The organism is Aureispira sp. CCB-QB1, assembly GCF_000724545.1.
In the GTDB taxonomy this organism is placed as follows: Bacteria; Bacteroidota; Bacteroidia; order Chitinophagales; family Saprospiraceae; genus Aureispira.
In genome coordinates this window covers 287,080-307,206 of sequence record NZ_JHBV01000041.1, presented here as the reverse complement: position 1 = coordinate 307,206, position 20,127 = coordinate 287,080, and the positions used below count along the sequence as shown (strand labels likewise).

Sequence of the window (20,127 nt, the reverse complement as noted above, 5' to 3'; positions counted from 1 at the left end):
TTATTGATAAATAACCGTTGCGTAGGTACTTGTTTTTAGATCATAAGAACAAAAAAAATAGCAAATTATGTCCTTGGATAAGATTACTGGCATATTGGGAGAAGAGAAATCCAAGCTTCACTTGGAGCACGAATGTAAAACATTTGATAAGAGTACATTGTACACACCAAGTCCCAATTTTATTGATGACGTATGGAGCGGATCTAACCGTAATATTCAAACACTTAGAAGCTTAGATGCTTTGTATAACAATGGTCGATTGAGCGGAACAGGTTATGTGTCTATTTTGCCAGTAGATCAAGGATTAGAACATACCGCAGGAGCTTCTTTTGCGCCCAATCCTAGATATTTTGACTCAGAGAATATTGTTAAATTGGCAATGGAAGCGGGGTGTAATGCTGTGGCTAGTAGTTATGGCGTATTAGCTTCTGTCGCTCGTAAGTACGCACACAAAATTCCTTTTGTCGTTAAGATTAATCACAATGAATTGATGACTTATCCTAACAAATACGATCAAATTATGTTTGGTAGTATCAAAAATGCTTGGGATATGGGAGCTGTGGCTGTTGGTGCAACAATTTATTTTGGCGCAGAAACATCTAACCGTCAAATTATAGAAGTAGCAGAAGCTTTTGATTACGCACACGAATTGGGAATGGCAACTATTTTATGGTGTTATACTCGTAATAATGCCTTTAAAAAAGATGGTGTAGATTATCATGCGGCAACAGACTTGACAGGACAAGCAAATCACATTGGAGCAACTATTCAAGCGGATATTGTGAAGCAAAAATTGCCTGTTAATAATGGTGGATTTACCAATATTGGTTTTGGAAAGACACACGATAAAATGTATAGCGAATTATCTACTGATCATCCAATTGATCTGTGTCGCTACCAAGTAGCGAATGGATATATGGGGCGTATTGGGTTGATCAACTCAGGAGGTGCTTCAGGAGGAAACGATTTGCAAGATGCTGTTGAAACAGCAGTTATCAACAAACGTGCTGGAGGAATGGGATTGATATTAGGAAGAAAAGCATTCCAAAAACCAGTTCAAGAAGGAGTTGAAATTATCAACGCTGTACAAGATGTTTATCTTTGCGATGCAATTGATCTGGCTTAGTCCAAGTAAATCCCAACGGATATAAAAACAAAAAAATAGGAGTCACTGTTTGTTTTCAGTGGCTCCTATTTTTGTTAAACTAATAGTCGTTGTTATGTTATACAATAGTTCGTTGAAAAACTTTATTAGTTTGATAATTAATAAGTTATGATTTTATCGTATTTTGTGTTAAAATTTTGATTATCAAACTAATATAAATGTGCTTTTTTATCTTTTTGGTAAAAAAGTAAAAAATCAACGAACTACTAGTTATAGTAATACGATTTTTTAACGGAGTAATGTTATAGGTGAACGTAGGATAAAATCCCTATTGAGATGCCTTTTATGCATAAAATATAGACATAGGTTTGTCATTAGCCGAAAGATAGATTTGATTTCTAACGACCAATACTATGCACTTCTGAAATAGAAAATGTTGTTACTTTAAGCGCTTGTAAATCGGTGATTTGAGAATTCCTAATTTATTAAAAAAGTGTTTGAAGGAGACCCCTAATACCCCCAAACCATATTTGATAGAACGTTGCAAATTGATTGATGATGCTTCGTCAAAATACTTGGTTGGACAAGTCACTTCACCAATATCAAAACCTGCATAAATAATCTGAGAAAGCATTTCATTATCAAATACAAAATCGTCGTCGTTGGCATTGAAGTTAATTGTCTCTAACACTTCTTTGCTGAAAGAACGGTATCCAGTATGGTATTCTGATAATTTGTAGCGAATTAAAAGATTTTGAGAGAAGGTCAAAAAGCGATTGGCAATATATTTATAAAGAGGCATACCTCCTTTTAAAGCACCTTTCCCTAAAATTCTAGAACCTAAAACAACAGGATATAAGTCTTCGCCAATAATATTGACCATTGACGGAATTAGTTTAGGAGTATATTGATAATCAGGGTGCAACATGATAACAATGTCTGCCCCAATTTCTAACGCTTTATTGTACAGTGATTTTTGATTGCCACCATACCCTTTGTTATTTTTGTGGATAATAATATGTTGGATACCTAATTGTTTTCCTACCTCTGCGGTATGATCTTTACTAGCATCATCACATAGAATAACCTCGTCAACTAAATCAAAAGGAATTTCATTGTAGGTCATTTCAAGTGTTTCAGCAGCATTATAAGCAGGCAAAACAACAACAACTTTTTTATTTTTGTACATAAAGATTAAAATGGTAGTAAGTAACCCCAAAAAATCGACAGTGTATTAAATTAGTTAAAATTTAGATTTTTTGTAGGTACTGATTTCTATTTATGATATGAAGAAGAACCCAAAATTAAAAAATAAATGCAATCTACCCTAAAATAAATGATTTTAAAATTGTTTTTAGACAACATGGGTTATTTATTACTTCATTTCTCTTTTTAGTATTAATTTTGTACTGTTGTGTTCTCAATAGTTAGCTGCGCTGCTACTATTCTGTGACACAGCTTTTGAATCAAAGGCAATTCGTTGCCTATTAAAACAAATATTCATAGAATAAACTTATGTTACTATTAATATCTCCAGCCAAAACATTGGATTTCGATGCAACTAATATTGAAAAACATACTCAACCACAACTCTTGGAGCAAAGTCAAACGCTAGTGGACAAATTGAAAAAGCTCAACTCTAAAAAAGTACAGGACTTGATGGGAGTAAGTGAAAAGATAGCAGACTTGAATGTTACGCGTTATCAAGATTTTTCATTGCCATTTGATCGTTCCAATGCCAAACAGGCAATTTTGGCTTTTAAAGGCGATGTCTATCAAGGATTGTCGGTAGAAGAGTTTAACGAAGCCGATTTAGATTTTGCTCAGGAGCACATTGGTATTTTGTCGGGTTTATATGGTTTTTTGCGTCCATTGGATTTGATGCAAGCTTACCGCTTAGAGATGGGAACAAAATTGAAAATCAGACGCAAAAATAACTTGTATGAATTTTGGGGAGATAGAATTACCCAGCAAATAAATGCGTCTGGTGCCAAAGACATTATTAACCTAGCTTCCAACGAATATTTTAAGTCTGTGAAAAAAGAAGCTTTGGAAGGAAATTTGTGGACAGTAGATTTTAAAGAAAACAAAAATGGAAAATATAAGGTGGTTGCTTTTTATGCTAAAAAAGCAAGAGGCATGATGTGTAATTATGTCGTTAAAAATCGCCTAGAAAAGCCCGAAGAAATGAAAGGATTTGACATGGAAGACTACCAGTTTAATGAAGCATTGTCAAGTGAACGTCATTATGTATTTACTCGATAGAGTGAAACCAATTTGCTGGGCTTTTAATCGTTATTGAGAAAACAGAAAAAGATGAGAATACTTCAGTTGTGTAAAAAATTTCCTTTTCCCTTGAAGGATGGAGAAGCTATTGCGGTCACTTATTTGGCACAAGCACTGCATCAATTGGATTGTGAAATAACCTTATTGAGTATGAACACAACCAAGCATTTTTTTGACAAAAGTACCTTGCCGAAAGATTTTAATCACTACGAATCCATTCATTTGGTAGATGTCGATAATCGAGTAAAGGCAAAGGATGCTTTTCTAAATTTGTTTAGTAGTCAATCTTACCATATCTCTAGATTTGTTTCTCCCAAATTTCAGTTAAAATTAATTGAATTGCTAAAAGCCAAAGAGTATGATATAATTCAACTAGAAACACTTTACTTGGCGCCATATGTAGACTTGATTCGCAGTTATTCTAAAGCGAAAATTGTCATGCGTTCACACAATGTAGAGCATGAAATTTGGAAGCGGATTACAGAAAACACTTCGTTGGGAGCAAAGAAAATGTATCTAAGCTTATTGACTCGGCGTTTAGAAAACTTTGAGTTAGAGTATCTAAATAAGTATGATATGATGGTTGCCATCACCGAGAGGGATTTAAACTTTTTTAAACAATTAGGTTGCACTATTCCTGCTCATGTCGCGCCAATTGGCTTGGAATTAAAAGATTATACAATAGAAGCAACCGAACACAAAGTACCTACATTTTGTTTTATAGGCTCATTGGATTGGATGCCCAATACGGAAGGAATTGAATGGATTTTGGAGAAAGTCTGGCCTAAGGTATTGGAAAAAGCTCCACAAGCTGTTTTTCATATTGCTGGTAGAAATACACCAGAAAATTTGTTAGCAAAAGAATGGAAAAATGTGGTTATCCATGGCGAAGTTCCTGATGCTGCCGATTTTATCAACTCTCATGATGTGATGTTGGTGCCACTTTTTTCAGGAAGTGGAATGCGTGTGAAAATTTTGGAAGGAATGGCTTTGGGAAAGGTGGTGTTAAGTACCGATTTAGGACTTGAAGGAATTCATGCCAAACACGGGGAGCAAGTTTTGATTGCTAACACGGTTGCAGATTTTGTCAATGAAATTATAATTTGTAGCCAACAACCTAACATGATTCAAGCAATTGGAACCGCTGCTTCTGATTTTATTCATGAGTATTATGATAATTTGTCGATAGGAAAACGTTTGTTGGATTTTTACAGCGAATTAATTAGTTCTCCATCAGTGTCTAGTGTTGGGAATTAATAGGGGATGTGTGGTTGTTCTTTTCATAAATAGTAGAGGCGTATAACCTGATAACTTTAAACGTAAATTTGTATATTGATAATACCTTATGGCTTTAATTTTGAGCGAGAGGGATTAAATACAAGTCTATGAAGAAGTTTCCGTTTTTATGGTGTTTTGTGTATTGGCTTGCTGTCGGGGGAATGGCAACTGCACAGCAGTTGGATACAATGGTTCATTATGAGCTGATAAGAAACGAACAGCCTTCTAATCTTTTATGGGAAGTTGTGCTGAAAGATGGGAGGGGAAATGTGCTAGCAGTTTGTAGAAGTCAGAAATTTGATGTTCAAGATCAATACATTCGAGCGGAAGAAGGAAAAATTACACTCTATTTGCATCACTCCGAAGGACAGATAGACTCTATTGTTCATTCAAATGTGTTTTTTCAATACAGTAGGGAAAACTATACTCTTAGAACAGAAATTCCTGCAACAGGAAATTACCCACCTTATTACATCAGTACACTACACCAAGTAGAGCTAGAAGTTCCAATTATAGAGTGGCAAATAAAACGAAAGAAACTGTATTTGGTGAATGAAAAAAGTGCTATATGCATTACATCTTTTAATTATTTTAATGCAGCTTTAATGGAAGCTTATCAAGGGTTGGGAACGACCAATCCTTTAGTGAAAATGGCTTTGTATGCTCAAAAAATGAAAAAAGAAAAGGTTTGGTTTGATGTACAAGAACTTGCTTTACTATTAGACAAACGCTTAGAAGGAGTTGTTTTGATGGATGAAGATGAGGTAAAAAAAGCCGAGAAAAATCCAACATTTAAAATAATAAGAGAACAAGAAGATTTTAGAGTTTTCCAAAAAGGTTATCCCTTAGTTTTTAAATTTGCAGGCATCAATGTGCAAGACCTGAAGCAATTGTTTTCCAATACTGTATTGGAAGAAAATGTAGTACTGCCACTTTATTGGAGAATGGTCAAGGATGGGTTTTTAATTTATGAGGAATCAACGAAACAGGTACAGTTGCAACAAAAATTATTTCATTATGTGGCAGCAATAAATCAAGAGTCAATATCAGATTATGATCATTTGAAATTTTGTACCGAAGAAGGGCGTGTCGTTTTAAATATGGAAACGCAAGAGTTGCTTGTTCCTAATGTGAAAAATGTCATTTTGAGTATGCCTCAGCAAGTAGTAGCAGTGCCAAGGGGTAATCTGTCTTTATTACCTTATCGAAATCTTAAGTTTGACGGGCAGCTTTATGTTGGTAAGACCTGTTTTAGTGGTCGTAATATCCAGTTTAATTATCAAGGTTATCAAGTCAATTTGCCGAAAATAAATCGTTTACAGTTGGCGATTTACAAGCGAGCTAGAATTCAAAATGAATGGAGGATAGAGCCGCCTGTTATTACCCTAAAAAGGGCTTTGGATGAAAAAGGAAAACCTACCCATAAATTAGAGTACATTCCAACTGCAATAGAAGAAGGGAGTGGTTATTTGTTGATGGATTCTTTTTACCATCAACCTAAAGAGCAGACAACAACTGTTGATGCCCCTGTTTTGGTGCTAACTTCTAAAACGAAAGCATATTATGAACCTACTACAAACAATCAAAACGTAATTTATCCTCGCAAGAATTTTTATTTTGAGTTGGAGCCTTTTTATTTAAAACAACTGAATGACCTTAATTTAAAAGATTTTATTTTTAAAGGAAAATTTTACTCATCCAAAATTTTACCTGTTTTAAATAATCATTTAACAATACAATTATCCGATTTATCTTTAGGCTTTGATACAACGATTATAGGTAAGAGAATTCCAATTTATTGGAAGGGAAATATTGGCGGAAAAGGAATGTTTTCAGGACAAATTAAACTTTCTAACAAAGGCTTAGAGGGGAATGGTCGGTTGACTTATCTAAACGCTACATTGGGTTGTGATGTTTTTAATTTTCAGCCTGAACAAGTTATTGCAAAACAGGTAGATAGTTTGATCGTAAGGAAGACCATGATTTGTCCTAAAATAAAGGCAACACATCTTCGAATGTTGTGGAAGCCTTATGAGAATTGTATGTATTTAAACTCTCTTTTTACAGAGGGCTTTCCATTTCATTTTTATTATAACAATCAAATTTATAAGTTAGATGGGCAGTTGCAAATAGGAGCCAAAGAGACTGTAGGCAAAGGAACCTTGGATTGGGAACAAGCGGTCATTGTATCGAATCCTGATGGAGATTATAAGATAGGAGCAAGCAGATTGACGTCTAATTCGGTCGATTTGTTACTAAAAATAAAAGGGGTGGATCAATTTGGTATTGAATGCGAGCGTATTCGGATGGAATTGGATTTTGAAAGAGAAAAGGCAAGGTTTGTTTGCCAAGATAAAAATACGATTGTTGCTTTTCCTTATAATGGCTATGTCGCAAATTGCAAGGAACTTGATTGGGATTGGCAAAGCAATTTACTTTACTTAGAGCCAGAACAAGAAGGAGGGAAAGTTGTTATTAAAAGGGAAGGGAGCAAGCTCAGCTTTCCTTTTTATGCTTCTAAAGGAAGATACGATTTGAATCACGGCTTACTACATTTGATTCACATAACGCCTATTAGAATAGGAAATGCTTTTTTGCACTTGCACGACTCCGTACTGACGATAGAATCCGATGCTTATATCGAAGATCTGACGGGAACCTTTGTTATACATGATACTTTTAATTACAGCTTAGACTCAATGACATTGATTTGGAATAATGATGAGAATGCTTGGACTAGTCAAGGTAGTTATTTAAAGATAAAAAGTAAAGGGGAAAAGGGGTATCGGGCAAAAGGAAAAGTGGTAGTCGAAGTGCATGAAAAAGGATTAATACTAACCTATGGGTGGCTTTTGAAAAATGCAGATTGGATTATTTTTGAATGGCAGAATGGTATCTTAAAAGCTACTGCTAAGGAAGGAAAAATAGGAAATTTAAAGGGGGTTGATAAATCAAAATGGAAACAATTTAAAGCACATTGGTTGTGATAAGTATAAAATTTTAGAAAACAAAATATTTTAACATTTTTTAAACATTTTTGATGAATATGTGTTTTAGTTATTATAACACACATTTAAATTTAAAGCACATTATTTTGTGTTTAATTTGTTGATATTAAAAATATTAGCTAATCAAAAATCAATATAAAAAATGAAAAAACTATTTAATCTGTTATTTATTATCATCTTATTGACACAAACGGTATGGGCACAAGATGTTGACGTGACTGTACCTGTACAAACAGGCTATCCAAGGTATTTAATGGTCATCTTGTCAGGAGTATTATTGGCACTTGGTTTTCAATTTTTTTTAACGGTTCTTTCTGTTGCAGCAGGGGTGACTACTGTTGGAAATCTAAAAAAAAGTTATGCAGAATATAAGTACGATCATCTTGGAGATACTGAAGAGGATGATGACGACGACCGATTAGAGAAATCTATTCCTATGGGCGTGAAAGTGACATCTGGAATTGGTGTTTGGAATATGTTGACGGTTGCTTTATCCTTACTTGGAGCAACGTTTTTTGCTTTAAAATTGGTGCCTATGGCAAGTAGTGTAACAAGCATTAGTTTATCGTTGGTAATTTGGGCTACTTTTTTTATGCTCCTATTTTACTTGGAAAGCAAAATGGTTGGGACTGCATTAGGTGGCTTGATCGGCACGGCTATAGCTGGAATAAAAGCATCTGGGAGCAAAATAGCTTCTATGTTTAGTACATCACCAGAAAAAAAAGCTCAAAAATTGGTAGATAGAACAATCGAGAAAGCGAGAAAGGAATTTTCTAGTGAGTTTGATATGAAGGGGGTGATGAATAGCATTAAAAACTTTGTTGATCAGCAAAATAAAAATATGCCGAGTTATAAAACACTAAAGAAAGATTTGAAAAAAATCGCTGCTAGTGTGGGAAAAGATGCCAATTCAAAATCTAGTGCTGCAAAATGGATGGCGGTTCAGACAATTATTAATGGAGCTATACAAACTGCTGGAAATACCGATACAGAAGAAGGGCAGAAGAAAGTAGACGAATTAAAACGCTTATTGGCAGAAATTAAAGATGCCTATAATGATGGAAATGATTGGCAAGAGAGTTTGCTCAATGTGCTTGAATTATCACCTGTAGACGAAGAGAATGTTGATCAAAAAATTGATGAAATCAAACATAAAATCCGAACGAATACGGATAGGGACATGAGTCCAGAGAGAATACAAGAATTGTGGAGCGATTTTATGAATAATCCACAAGGAAAAATAAATCGCTTGTTTGATAAAATGGGGACATGGAAACGAAAAGATATTATCAATCTACTGGATGAAAATACATCTTTGGAGCGCAGCAAGATTGAAGAATATGCTACTCGGATTGAATCAAGTATCGTTACCACTAGAGAGCGTTTGGGAATTACGAATGAAGATCCAGAAATTGAGAATCTATTGGCATCTTTTGAAAATAAGGTTCGAGCATTTATAGATACAACGGATGCGCCTGAATTGCAATATCATTTACTGAAAGCAGATGTCAAAAATGTATTGAATAATCCTAATGATAGTTTGGATATCTTAAAACATCGTTTAAATACTTTTGATAGAAATACATTGGTGGCTTTATTAACGAACACACCATGGATTGATAAAAAGGATATCAATAATTTAGCTGATATGGTAGAAAGTGCTAAAAACGATTTGACATTGAAATTGAACAAGGTAAATGATAAAATAACAAGCACCGTAAATAACACAGAGCGCAAATTAGTGATTCATGCAGAGCATTTGCGTCAAGCAGCGGTATCCGCATCATGGTGGCTTGTTGCCACTATATTAATGTCTGCTGCTGCTGCCATAGGTGGAGGCATTATGTCTACGGTCGTTTAGAGCACATACGTCTATTGGCTAATAATAAATTATTTAATGAACAGGAGCGATACCTCAATGGGCATCGCTCCTGTTTTTTAGTAAAAAAGTTAATTATTATTGCCTGTCTTGCACTTCCAACAAGCGGCGTTTTGCTTGGCGATTGTGTAGAATCTTAACATAATCCAAAGCTTCACGAATATTGTAGTCTTCATAGGCTTTCTGTGCCCAGCGAATAGCTTCTTCTAGATTGCCATTGATTTCATTACTAATAGCCATATTATAAGCACCTCTGCCAGCAGGAATTCGTTTATCGCTTTTAGACTCTTGTAGCCAAAGTTCTGCGGCGCCATCCCAATTGCCCGTTTGTGCTCTACGTTTGGCAATTTTAAAATTGGGACTTCCACCTACAAAGTAATCTCTAGAGACTCGAATTCGATAAGGAAGTAATCGTCTAGCATACAGACTGCCAATTTCACGGCTGTTTTGTTCTACCAAGTTTTTTCGGTTTTTGATGGCTTGAATGGCAACGGTAGGATTAATGCCTTTACCAACTGAAACAAAACGTCTCGTTCCTGGAAACTCGTCATAAATGGTTTTAGTAAGTGGATCGTAAATTCGCCAAGTAGTATTGATAAAGGTAGTAACTTGAGCTTGATGCTCTAAGCCAGGGACTTCTAGCCCAATGGGAGTCGTAATGGTAACAGGAGCCGTACTATAGGCAATCTTTGTGTCTGTGTCGTAATGTTCTAAAACAAAAAAGTAAATCAACTTGTTGAGCTTGACAAATTGCTGCTACTTTATTCCAATTCAAGGGGGCTGCTGCTTGCCTCAAATTTGGATTTTCTAATTCGAAACTATCTAGGAGTACAACAGAATCGAAGCGTTGGTTTTGTATCAAATCGTCGTAAAGTCCCACTAAACAGGCTTGTGCGCCCAAACTATCTAAGACCTTGCCTTCAATGGAGAGTACTTGATCGATTTTGTTTAACACATCATTGTCCTTGGTTACTTTCGTCCGAGCAATGATAGCTGCTTTTCGTACATCTGCTGGAATGGTAACGGGGGCGGGTTCTGTTACACTTAAGGTCATAATATTCGTACCACAAGCACCCAAAAAAATAGAAAGTATTGATAGTAAAAAGAAGAATCTCATAATCTGGTTATTTTAGTTGTTGTAAGAGCATAAGTCGATTTTAGTGCTTAACAAAGCAAAGCTCCTTAAAAAGTAGCTGTCATGTCAATTTTAAAGGCAAAGTTATCCAATAAGTTTTGGGGCAAATGATAAGAACCATAACGAACAAAAGCGCCTACGCCAAGCCCGAAATAGCCAAAGTTAAACATCGGCAACCGTATTAAATTAGCTAACATAATGCCACTTTCAAAATAGCCTTTTCTCAAATCTTGGACAGCAATTCCCTCGTGATGTTCTGGGTGATCAAGCCAGCCAAAACCAATGGCTTGATATAGCTTTACTTCAGGTTTAAACGTAGGGGTGTTGAAGAGCAAACTTCCAAAATTATGTTCTATAAATAGGTAGGCAAATGAATTGACCAAAAATTCATTGGGGCGCATGGTTTGAAAGGTGTTTTTGATTAGAAACATACGCCAACGGTCGTAACTCCCTCGACCATTAAATAAAATAGAATAGGGTGTTTCGCCACCAACCCAACCTGCTTGCGCAAACCAAGAGGTTCTTCCCAATCCTTTCACAAAAAAGCTGCTTTCTAAACCTCCAACAATTTTGTGGTAATCAAAACCTCCATCCATAATGCCTTTTAAACCTTTGGTGTAGCTCAAATAAACGACGGGATAACGATTGCGTAAACTCATATTACTGCTGCCCATTTTTACAAAATCTTCCTTGTAAGCAAAGCGAAATTGAATACCTATCCGCGCAAATTTGAATTTTTGTAGGATTTCATTATCAGCAACAAAACGGTAGTCATACAAAGGTATTTTATAACTCCAATTGCCCAATATGCGTGTTCGTAAATAACGAAAAGAACGGAAATAGCCAGATATTTCAAATTCATAGGTACGGTCCATTTGGTCTAAAACGTTTCTGCGAGTAAAGCTTTGACTAGGCAATACTTTTTTGGATAGAGAATGGGTATTTTGAATGATTGCAGCAGGTTCCAAAATGTCGTTTACATAGCTAATTTGAAAGCCAAAGTCTTTTTTGGGAGCAGGTCGAAACGTAATACTTCCACCGTATTTCCACTCTTTATCTTTAAAACCGTAGGCAAAATAACCGCCTACAGAAAAATAAGGATTCCATTTGTAACTGCTGTACAATCCGAGCCCTAAGCGAAACTGTTCGTGCAAATTAAATTCTAAAATTTGCGTGTAATTGACCGATAGCCAATCCAACTGAATGCGCTCATCTTCTAATTCATTGATGGATGCCATTAGCAAATCTAAGGGAAGTTGTCGTCCAATTTTGTCTAAGACTTGGTACGTTTTTGCTTCTTTGACAGTGAGTTGATGCGTTCTATTTTCAATCCAAAAGGTACTGTCTTTGTTGTGCGCATCATCATTGATCGTAACTTTGTTTAATCCAAAATCTTTGGGATGAAGATGAGGATGTAAGTTGACATTGGTAATATACCTTTTTCCTTGAATAGTAAAGGTATCTACTTTTCTAGGGGCAAGCTCAACTTCAAAGTTTAATTGAGAAGGAAACCACTTCTGATGATCAATTAAAGTATATTGCTGTTCAATTTTGAGATGTATTTTTTGCTTCTGAGCAGGTTCCGCCAATACATTTTGTATGGCATACCCATTGGTGTTGATGTACAAAACGCCTTTTAAAGCATCAAAGGTTTTATTTTTTCTAGGAAAAAAGCGAATCATATACACCGTATCTTGCTCTTGATAAAGCGTATCTTCTAAACGGTATTCGTACTTTTTGATACAGCCACTGCTAATCGGATTAAGGTATTCTTTGTCTAAAATCAAGAAATTATCTTTGTGAAAACTAGTAGGCTGTATTTCAGCAATCGCTGTAACAAAGGTAGGGTCTTTAAAGCCTGAAAGTTTGCTGGCAATAATTGTTTCTTGGATTTTGTCAGGAGCAATGTATTGAACCTTCGAAATAATTTCCATCATAGTATAATAGAAATCAATCGAATTATGATCAACAGAGTCTTTGGGAGCTACCTTTCTAGGGTGATTGTGTTGGTCAAAAACGCGCATTTTATTATAACTATCATAGGTATAGGTGGGCACTTTTTTAGGGTCATGTACGTTTCTATTTTTAGCCGCTTTTCTTATAATGCGGTACGCTGGATTTTCTCCTGCTATGACAACAATTTCTTCTAAAGCAACATCTGTTCTTTCCATTTCAAGCAAGAACGGTGTCTCAGATATTTTTAGGGCAATATTTTTATTTTGATAACCAACATAGCTGAGTTGTGCACTAGTAATGATTTCGTGATGTTCTAACTTAAATTGACCGTCAATATCAGAAGTTGTGCCTAGTTGAATATTGTGGTTAAATGTAATATTAACAAAGGGTAAAGCTTCTTTGGTTTCGGCATCTATAATGCTACCTTCCACAATGAATTGGGCATGGGTAGAAAGACAAAAAAATAGAAAAATAAATGTAAAAAATGAATGCATTGTTTGTGAATCGATTCGAGTATGGTGTAGAATGGTTTATTGTATGACACTTTAGCTTAGTAAGAGCATTAACTGTCGGTATATACTGTTAGAGGTAGGTACTAAACTTAAGGAACACTTGTTCTAAAAGGGCAAGAAGGGGGAGTCATTGTGTGGTTCATAATTGTAATAATGAGAAAAGCATTTGATAAATCTAAAAAAAATATCGTTTTCAGGCAACCCAAAAGCATATAAAGAAATCTTATGAAGATTCTAAGTAAGAGGTCAGAAAAAATAAGAACAAAAAATGGGATTATTTTTTTGAACGATTACTTAAGAACAAGATTTGAGCAAGTAATGGCACTATCAAAGTATGCACTAATCAATTGCTTAACAAATGTTTTCCGATTAGTTCAAAAATCTTGCCCAACAAAAGTGAGGTTTGCCCATCGCATCTTTAATCCTAAAATAAGTGAGTAGCCTTTTGTTTTTTGTGTGAAGCTTTGTAACTTGTTCGTTCGTCATAACCAACAAAGCGCCGATCCTATGCCAACAAAACGAGGACTAAGAGAACATATTTACCACTTTATAGATAATGAAGAAGAGCAAAGTTTTGGAAGCCAATCATTTGAATTGTTTATTACTGGGCTCATTCTATTAAGCATTGTGGCCATTGTATTGGAGTCGTTTGATAATTTAAGAGAGCAATATGGTTACTATTTTAATTTGTTTGAAAATATTACTTTAGGTATTTTTACCATAGAATACATTTTGCGTGTTTCTACAGCAGATTACAAATATAAAGATGCGGTATCTTGGCCTACGGCTGCCTGGCGATTTATCACCTCTGGTTCAGGAATTGTAGATTTAATAGCAATCGCTCCAATCTTCTTCCATTTTGCTTCTTTCTTTGGTTTGAGAGAGTTTGCTCAAAATGATTTTCGATTCATTCGGATTTTGAAGATTACTCGATTGTTGAGAATTTTCAAAATGAACTCTTTTACCAATTCGATTACAGTCGTTGCAGAAGTCTTTACAGAAAAACGACACGATTTAGGGATTACTTTGTTTGTAACATTCGTATTATTATTAGTATCTTCTACCTTAATGTGGTATGTAGAAGGGCAAGAACAACCAGAATTGTTTCCTAATATTGTCGCTTCTTTTTGGTGGGCAATTGCTACCTTAACGACCGTCGGTTACGGAGATGTATTTCCGATTACACCTTTAGGAAAGTTTCTATCGGGATTGATTGCCTTGTTAGGAATTGGTTTGGTTGCGTTGCCAGCAGGTATTTTGAGTTCCGCTTTTATCGAAAAGCTAGAAGATGGCACCATCAAAGAGGAAGAAATAGACAATTATGTTCCCAAAGGGAATTTGCCACAAGCGCAATTTCAGAAAGTCAATACCAAAAAAAGTGACGATAGTAGTTGGGCGACCAATGAAACCATAGAAACCAATCGTCATAAAGATTGTAGTCAGCACTTTGGAAAGGCTTTTGTATATTGTCCTTATTGTGGTGAAAAATTAAACGATGATGAAAATCATATACATACGTAAGTAGCGTTATTAATTAAAAGACAGTCAGAATGCTATTTGTAAAAAAAGCAATAAACAGGTTAGTGTTCTTAAATCAATAGTTCGTTGAAACCACGCAGTAGCAGCGAAGCTAACTAAAAGCGCAGCGCTCACGAAGTAAACTAATATAAATATAAATGTGCTTTTTTATCTTTTGGGTAACTAAGCTTGCGAGCTCACGAGCGCAGCGAGCTAAAAAAGTAAAAAAGCAACGAACTATTACTTAAATAAAAAAAAAGATATAGTGGTGAAGCTAGTTTTGAAGTGGATTTTTTTGATCAGCTTATTTCTCATATTTAGCAATTGTAATAATAATCAAGCGACAGCGGAAGAAGAATTACGATTGAAAAAGGAAGGACAGACAGCTCGATTGATCAATAAACCCGACCCAGAGGAAGTTCGCATGAGAGACTTTCTAGAGCAATACGATACATTTATTACCAATAAGTTTGAACAATTGGATTTACCAGGATTGGCGTATGCGATTGTAAAAGATGGAGAAGTAGTGTTGATGCGTACGCATGGTGTCCGAGAAAAAGGCGAAGAGGAGTTAATTGATGAACATACTACTTTTCGTTTAGCATCTATTTCCAAAGGCTTTGCAGCTGTGTTGGCAGGCTTGTTGGTCGATCAAGGATATATTGATTGGAACGATAAATTGACGACTCATTTGCCTACGTTTAAATTGCGTAGCACAGCTCAAACAGAGGCGCTAACGATTCGACATACACTCAGCCATACTACTGGTCTAAAAGAATATTCTGGAGCTAGTTTGATTTATAAGGATTGGTCTTGTGGTAGTATCTTGCGAGGATTAAGGAATGCCAAAATAGAAGAAAAACCTGCCAAAGTATTTGCGTATCAAAATGCTATTTTTAGTGCGATTAGCGAAATTGGAAAAGCAACTACAGACTTAAGTTATGGTCGTTTGTTAGATTCTATGATTTTTAATCCTTTAGAGATGACAGACGCTTCTTCTAGTTATAAGGCAATGATGAGCAATGAAAACAAGGCAATTCCTCATGTTTTTAGTAATAGAAAGGGCTGGAGTAGTGTGAACATCCGCAAGAAGTGGTACAATGTGGGACCAGCAGCGGGCGTCAATGCAAGTATTTCGGACATGGCAATTTGGCTTCAAGCAATGCTTGGACACCATCCAGATATTATTCCTGAATCTGTATTAGGGGAAATTTTTAAACCTCATATTCCAATCAACGAAGATTCTAAATATTATGAAACATGGTCACCTGGTTTGACAGATGCATACTATGGAATGGGGTGGCGTATTTTTAATTATAAGAAGCATAAAATTGTTTATCATGGTGGTTTTGTGCGAGGTTATCGTCCCGAAATGGGATTTTGCCCAACAGAAGATATTGGAATTGTATTTTTGACGAATGCGTCTAAAAATGACCTGTCTTCTGCTTGTGTGCATGCTTTTTTTGAAATGTACTTTGCCCCAAGAGTGCCTAGCTAGTTGCTTTTAGCAGACAAATATTTTCACTAATTGTTGTATTAAAAAAATGGTAGACTTGAACCCTTGTGTAAACCATTTTTTATGAAGACAAATTATCTATTATTAATAGGCTCTATCATTGCCTACGTGTTATTAGGTTATGCAGTTCCAAGAACTTCCTTTGAGCTGTTTGCGATTTTATATGCCTTTTTATTTGCGTTGTATTTCTATTGGTGTTACTATGCAGAAAAGAAGTTCGACTCATCCAAATGGAAGATGTTTTTATTGGGAGCAATTCTTTTAAGAGCAGTATTCTTAGGTGCGATTCCCGAGCTTTCAGACGACTTTTGGCGTTATTTGTGGGATGGTAGATTGTTGAGTTTTGGCGTTAATCCTTATGAGTTTACACCAGTAGAATTATTAGGAACAGAGCTGTATGCAGAGGCACATTTAGAGCAATTGTATGCACAACTTAATTCTCCTAAGTTTTATTCTGTCTATCCGCCTATAACACAATTTTTCTTTACAGCAGCAACCTATTTTTTTACAGATAATGTACTCGCTAGTATTGTTGTCTTTCATGCCTTGGTTTTATGTTTAGAAATAGGCACGATAATATTGCTGGTTCGGTTGCTAAAATGCTTGAATAAGCCACTCTACTTGGCTTTCTTTTATGCTTTTAATCCATTGATAATTCTTGAATTATCTGGCAATTTACACACCGAAAGTATTTTGATTTTCTTTATGACTCTAGCGCTGTATCTTTTTGCAAAAAAGGGGTATGCAAAATCTGCCTTGGCATTTTCAATGGCGGTAGGAGCTAAATTGCTACCATTGATGTTTATGCCCCTTATTTTGCATCGATTGTGGTTCAAAAGAGGGGTGTATTATTGTATGCTTGTTGGGATCGTAAATCTAGCCTTATTAGTGCTCTTTTTTGATTTAGAAATGATACAGAAGATAAAAGAGAGTATGGGGTTGTATTTTGGTCATTTTGAGTTTAATGCAAGCATTTATTATCTAACAAGATATTGGTTAATTAACGAATATTGGTGGCTGTGGGATTATCATGAATATTTCATGGGATTTTCTCCTTTGGAGGATTTTTTGAAGATGGATTTGTATGTTCTCCTGCGTAAACTATTACCAATTATAGATTTGATCTTGATTCTATATATTTCTTTGAGAAAAAATATCCGAGCGTCAATTCAAACATTTTGGACAGCCTTTTTGATTATCTATTCTGTGCATTTCTTTTTGGCAACAACCGTTCATCCGTGGTACATTACGCCTTTGGTAATGTTGGCTGTATTAAGTTCTTATAGAATGTATGTATTGATATGGACAGCCTTGATCGGCTTGACATATATCAGTTATCAACATGAAATATTCGCTGAAAACTCTTGGGTAATTGGGCTAGAATACGCGTTGGTATTCGTCGTATTAGTAGGCGAATTAAGACAAAAAAAGAAGAATACTTTAACTTAAACGGACTCTAACAAACTTAATATCTTCTTAGCATCGTTTTTATTACTAATGGTCTGTTTTACATCATAAGCCAAGGCATCAATTTCCGCTTGGATCGCCCATTTGTAATCGGGTAGAATAGCCTCGCTTTGGCAGATATAGATTAAAGTACGCATTAGAGTATGTGCTACACTCGCATCTCCTTTTCCATATTGACGAATAGGTTGTACAATAATGCGCATCATTTCGTCAGGAGCAATTTTATTGTGAATGGTCTTGATATTGCTCTCTGGAATTTCAAGTTGAGTCGTAGGCTTAATTTGTAGAGCACGGTGCAGCAATTGACCTAGTTTAGAAATCGCATTAATCGCTGTTCCAGGATCATTAATACCAGGAGAAAGCGCTTTGACCGCAACCTCGGAAAGCTTTATCATGCCCCCAGTGCTGCTATCGTCCTCGTGCTGATTGCCTAGTATATAAAGACACAAACAAATTGCTTTTTCATCTTCTTCTGAAATTGTTCCTTTGATTCGAATAATTGGAGTACCCATCCAAATATGTTGATCGGCATAAGGCAAGATTTCAATAGTAGTCGAGCGTTTCTTAAAGGAATCGGGCAGCAAAGTACCATCAAAAGAATGGTAATATCCTGTGCGGTCACATTTGATAATCGTATAATCACCAGAAACATTTTGAATTGCGTTAGGAGCTTCTTGTTGTTCTTCAATTTCTTGTTCTAGGAGACGATTGCTAGCATAGTAAATCTGATTGATAATGTTGTGAATCTGTATGGACTGAGAAATACTATGGATGAAATAGACGAATAAAACGACACAAGTTACCCCAAAAACAGCCGACATCATCACCGAAAATCCAATGGCATTGGTCGAAGAACCGTAGGTGCCCAAAGACATTAACACAATAATACTATACAACAAGGTGCCAATATAAAACCCTAAAATGATTTGGTGTTTTTTGTCGGAGACGAGCCCTGGTAGTAATCTTGGCGAAAAATTGGAAGAAGCTTGATTCAGAACTACCATTACCATCGTAAAACTAAATACCGTCAAAGAGAGAATGCCACTAAAAATAGTAGATAAAATCGAACTGGCGGTATCGTGCTCCTTGACAATTAAGTAAGGAACTACTTCTTTGAGGGTAGCAATAGCTTCTAAATTTTCGGCAAACAATAAAATAACTGCCAAGAAGACGAAAGACGTGCTAATTAAAATAGGGTAAAAGGCAATGCTATGAATTATAGCACTTTTTAATTTATTGATAAATTTTAAAGTGGCTTTCATATGATTCGTTAAGGGGAAAATAGGAGATTAAAATGATTTCCAAAGTCGCTTTCCATTGGAACCATCAAAAATTTGCAAATGCTTGCCCTTCGATTCGTAGCCTTCTAAGATAATTTTTCCCTCATAAGCACTCAACCAAACAGCATTAAAATAAGCACTCGTTGCATTGGTACCAAATGGAGCGACATCGGCTTCCCATTTCAAGGATTGGGTGGATAGGTCAATTGCCATTAAATGAACTTCAGGCGACCGACCATTATAAACTGCTAAAACGAGTGTATTTTCTATTATTAACGTTTCTATATGTGTAATGTTTTTAAAAGAAGGGTTTTTGAATTCAAAATTATCACTAATGTAGGTTACTTGAATACTGCCATTCGTTTTGTCCAATTGGACAAATCCATGTACATCCATATCCATTTCAGCATCTCGAATGATGCCTACAGCAGAAAAGTCAAACTGAGAAAGACTACCGTCAATAGTATTTAAAACCACTGTTTTGGGAATGCGGTTGACGTAAGAAGCAAAAACAACATTACTAGCCGTATGGGTGACGTAACCCAAATACGGTAGGTGATAAGTCAATTCGTTGTGTTGAACAAATTCGCTATGCGTTATTTGGACACCAAATAATTCTTTGCCCGTTTTATCGTATTTGTAAACGATATACCCATTATCAGCTTTTAGTGGTTTGATACAGATAACGCCATCAATTGCCTCAAGTAGTAAACTCCGACCTTGCATGGGTAAGCCTTTTTCTTTGTTTGGTAGAGGAGTAACCGCCTTAGTTTCTAGGTTTTTTAGCAAAATACTATTGTCTTCTATTATTTCAAAGAGCACACCTTGGTAGGCTAATTTATCAACCGCTAAGCCTTTGTAACGAACCGCATATGGACTATTTGTCTTAAATGACGCTGGCAATTCATGATTGGTAGAGGTGTATTGCAACGTCTTTAAATCTAGAATTTTTCCATCAAAAGGATACCAGTGTTGGTAACTTTCTTCTGTTGCATTTTGCGCAAAAAGCAATGTTCCCCAAAAGACTAATAAGAGCAGTAAGTTTGTGTTTTTTAACATTGTAAATTATAATTTGTATGGCTGTACTTGATTTTTAACTAGCTTCGGTATTATCAATATTATTCAACTGCATATCAGTAGCGTAGCTAACTACTTACATTATATACCATTCCGTTGAAAAATCAATG

At 35.6% G+C, this 20,127-nt stretch carries 14 protein-coding genes; 8 read left to right on the top strand and 6 right to left on the bottom strand.

What is annotated here, in order from left to right:
• The first annotated feature begins 67 nt into the window (after positions 1-67).
• Positions 68-1,126 (top strand): class I fructose-bisphosphate aldolase, encoded by a 1,059-nt coding sequence (locus tag CG11_RS21720; RefSeq protein WP_052598947.1) that lies wholly within the window; start codon positions 68-70, stop codon positions 1,124-1,126.
• A 418-nt stretch (positions 1,127-1,544) separates the two neighbouring features.
• Here the strand turns inward: CG11_RS21720 and CG11_RS21715 are convergent, their stop codons facing one another.
• Positions 1,545-2,294, bottom strand: coding sequence for a glycosyltransferase family 2 protein (locus CG11_RS21715; protein WP_052599052.1), 750 nt, complete (start codon positions 2,292-2,294; stop codon positions 1,545-1,547).
• A 326-nt stretch (positions 2,295-2,620) separates the two neighbouring features.
• On the opposite strand from CG11_RS21715, the gene yaaA reads away from it, so the two are divergent.
• From yaaA to CG11_RS21695, 4 genes are all read left to right on the top strand, one after another.
• Positions 2,621-3,370, top strand: coding sequence for a peroxide stress protein YaaA (gene yaaA / locus CG11_RS21710; RefSeq protein WP_052598946.1), 750 nt, complete (start codon positions 2,621-2,623; stop codon positions 3,368-3,370).
• A gap of 51 nt (positions 3,371-3,421) precedes the next feature.
• A complete protein-coding gene (locus CG11_RS21705; RefSeq protein WP_052598945.1) occupies positions 3,422-4,648 on the top strand; it encodes a glycosyltransferase family 4 protein in 1,227 nt (408 codons plus the stop codon).
• 128 nt (positions 4,649-4,776) lie between these two features.
• Complete coding sequence (locus CG11_RS21700; protein ID WP_052598944.1) at positions 4,777-7,656, top strand: hypothetical protein; 2,880 nt, start codon at positions 4,777-4,779, stop codon at positions 7,654-7,656.
• Between the two features lie 163 nt (positions 7,657-7,819).
• Positions 7,820-9,538: a hypothetical protein gene (locus CG11_RS21695; protein ID WP_052598943.1), complete on the top strand. Its 1,719-nt coding sequence runs from the start codon at positions 7,820-7,822 to the stop codon at positions 9,536-9,538.
• A gap of 96 nt (positions 9,539-9,634) precedes the next feature.
• Here the strand turns inward: CG11_RS21695 and CG11_RS29780 are convergent, their stop codons facing one another.
• The 3 genes from CG11_RS29780 to CG11_RS21680 form a co-directional block, all read right to left on the bottom strand.
• Positions 9,635-10,288, bottom strand: a complete 654-nt coding sequence (locus CG11_RS29780; protein ID WP_052598942.1) for a DUF6340 family protein — start codon at positions 10,286-10,288, stop codon at positions 9,635-9,637.
• Positions 10,233-10,673, bottom strand: coding sequence for a DUF6340 family protein (locus tag CG11_RS29775; RefSeq protein ID WP_052598941.1), 441 nt, complete (start codon positions 10,671-10,673; stop codon positions 10,233-10,235). The genes CG11_RS29780 and CG11_RS29775 overlap by 56 nt, the downstream gene beginning before the upstream one ends.
• A 65-nt stretch (positions 10,674-10,738) precedes the next feature.
• A complete protein-coding gene (locus CG11_RS21680; protein WP_052598940.1) occupies positions 10,739-13,141 on the bottom strand; it encodes a DUF5686 and carboxypeptidase-like regulatory domain-containing protein in 2,403 nt (800 codons plus the stop codon).
• A gap of 525 nt (positions 13,142-13,666) precedes the next feature.
• On the opposite strand from CG11_RS21680, the gene CG11_RS21675 reads away from it, so the two are divergent.
• The 3 genes from CG11_RS21675 (at position 13,667) to CG11_RS21665 (ending at position 17,642) form a co-directional block, all read left to right on the top strand.
• Complete coding sequence (locus CG11_RS21675) at positions 13,667-14,680, top strand: ion transporter (protein ID WP_052598939.1); 1,014 nt, start codon at positions 13,667-13,669, stop codon at positions 14,678-14,680.
• A gap of 292 nt (positions 14,681-14,972) precedes the next feature.
• A complete protein-coding gene (locus tag CG11_RS21670; protein WP_156039851.1) occupies positions 14,973-16,175 on the top strand; it encodes a serine hydrolase in 1,203 nt (400 codons plus the stop codon).
• An 81-nt stretch (positions 16,176-16,256) separates the two neighbouring features.
• On the top strand, positions 16,257-17,642 hold the full coding sequence (locus tag CG11_RS21665) for a hypothetical protein (RefSeq protein WP_052598937.1): 1,386 nt from the start codon (positions 16,257-16,259) through the stop codon (positions 17,640-17,642).
• On the opposite strand, the gene CG11_RS21660 is transcribed toward CG11_RS21665, so the two are convergent.
• Together CG11_RS21660 and CG11_RS21655 are read right to left on the bottom strand one after the other, a co-directional pair.
• Positions 17,639-18,922, bottom strand: coding sequence for a DUF2254 domain-containing protein (locus CG11_RS21660; protein WP_052598936.1), 1,284 nt, complete (start codon positions 18,920-18,922; stop codon positions 17,639-17,641). The genes CG11_RS21665 and CG11_RS21660 overlap by 4 nt on opposite strands.
• Positions 18,923-18,949: 27 nt before the next feature.
• Entirely contained in the window at positions 18,950-19,999 is a 1,050-nt protein-coding gene (locus tag CG11_RS21655; protein WP_052598935.1) for a hypothetical protein, read from the bottom strand.
• Positions 20,000-20,127: the final 128 nt, after the last annotated feature.

What these genes read in the sequence shown, in the direction of transcription:
- CG11_RS21720 (WP_052598947.1), top strand. Translation starts at nt 68, where the DNA reads ATGTCCTTGGATAAGATTACTGGCATATTGGGAGAAGAGAAATCCAAG.
- CG11_RS21715 (WP_052599052.1), bottom strand. Translation starts at nt 2,294, where the DNA reads ATGTACAAAAATAAAAAAGTTGTTGTTGTTTTGCCTGCTTATAATGCT.
- yaaA (WP_052598946.1), top strand. Translation starts at nt 2,621, where the DNA reads ATGTTACTATTAATATCTCCAGCCAAAACATTGGATTTCGATGCAACT.
- CG11_RS21705 (WP_052598945.1), top strand. Translation starts at nt 3,422, where the DNA reads ATGAGAATACTTCAGTTGTGTAAAAAATTTCCTTTTCCCTTGAAGGAT.
- CG11_RS21700 (WP_052598944.1), top strand. Translation starts at nt 4,777, where the DNA reads ATGAAGAAGTTTCCGTTTTTATGGTGTTTTGTGTATTGGCTTGCTGTC.
- CG11_RS21695 (WP_052598943.1), top strand. Translation starts at nt 7,820, where the DNA reads ATGAAAAAACTATTTAATCTGTTATTTATTATCATCTTATTGACACAA.
- CG11_RS29775 (WP_052598941.1), bottom strand. Translation starts at nt 10,673, where the DNA reads ATGAGATTCTTCTTTTTACTATCAATACTTTCTATTTTTTTGGGTGCT.
- CG11_RS21680 (WP_052598940.1), bottom strand. Translation starts at nt 13,141, where the DNA reads ATGCATTCATTTTTTACATTTATTTTTCTATTTTTTTGTCTTTCTACC.
- CG11_RS21675 (WP_052598939.1), top strand. Translation starts at nt 13,667, where the DNA reads ATGCCAACAAAACGAGGACTAAGAGAACATATTTACCACTTTATAGAT.
- CG11_RS21665 (WP_052598937.1), top strand. Translation starts at nt 16,257, where the DNA reads ATGAAGACAAATTATCTATTATTAATAGGCTCTATCATTGCCTACGTG.
- CG11_RS21660 (WP_052598936.1), bottom strand. Translation starts at nt 18,922, where the DNA reads ATGAAAGCCACTTTAAAATTTATCAATAAATTAAAAAGTGCTATAATT.
- CG11_RS21655 (WP_052598935.1), bottom strand. Translation starts at nt 19,999, where the DNA reads ATGTTAAAAAACACAAACTTACTGCTCTTATTAGTCTTTTGGGGAACA.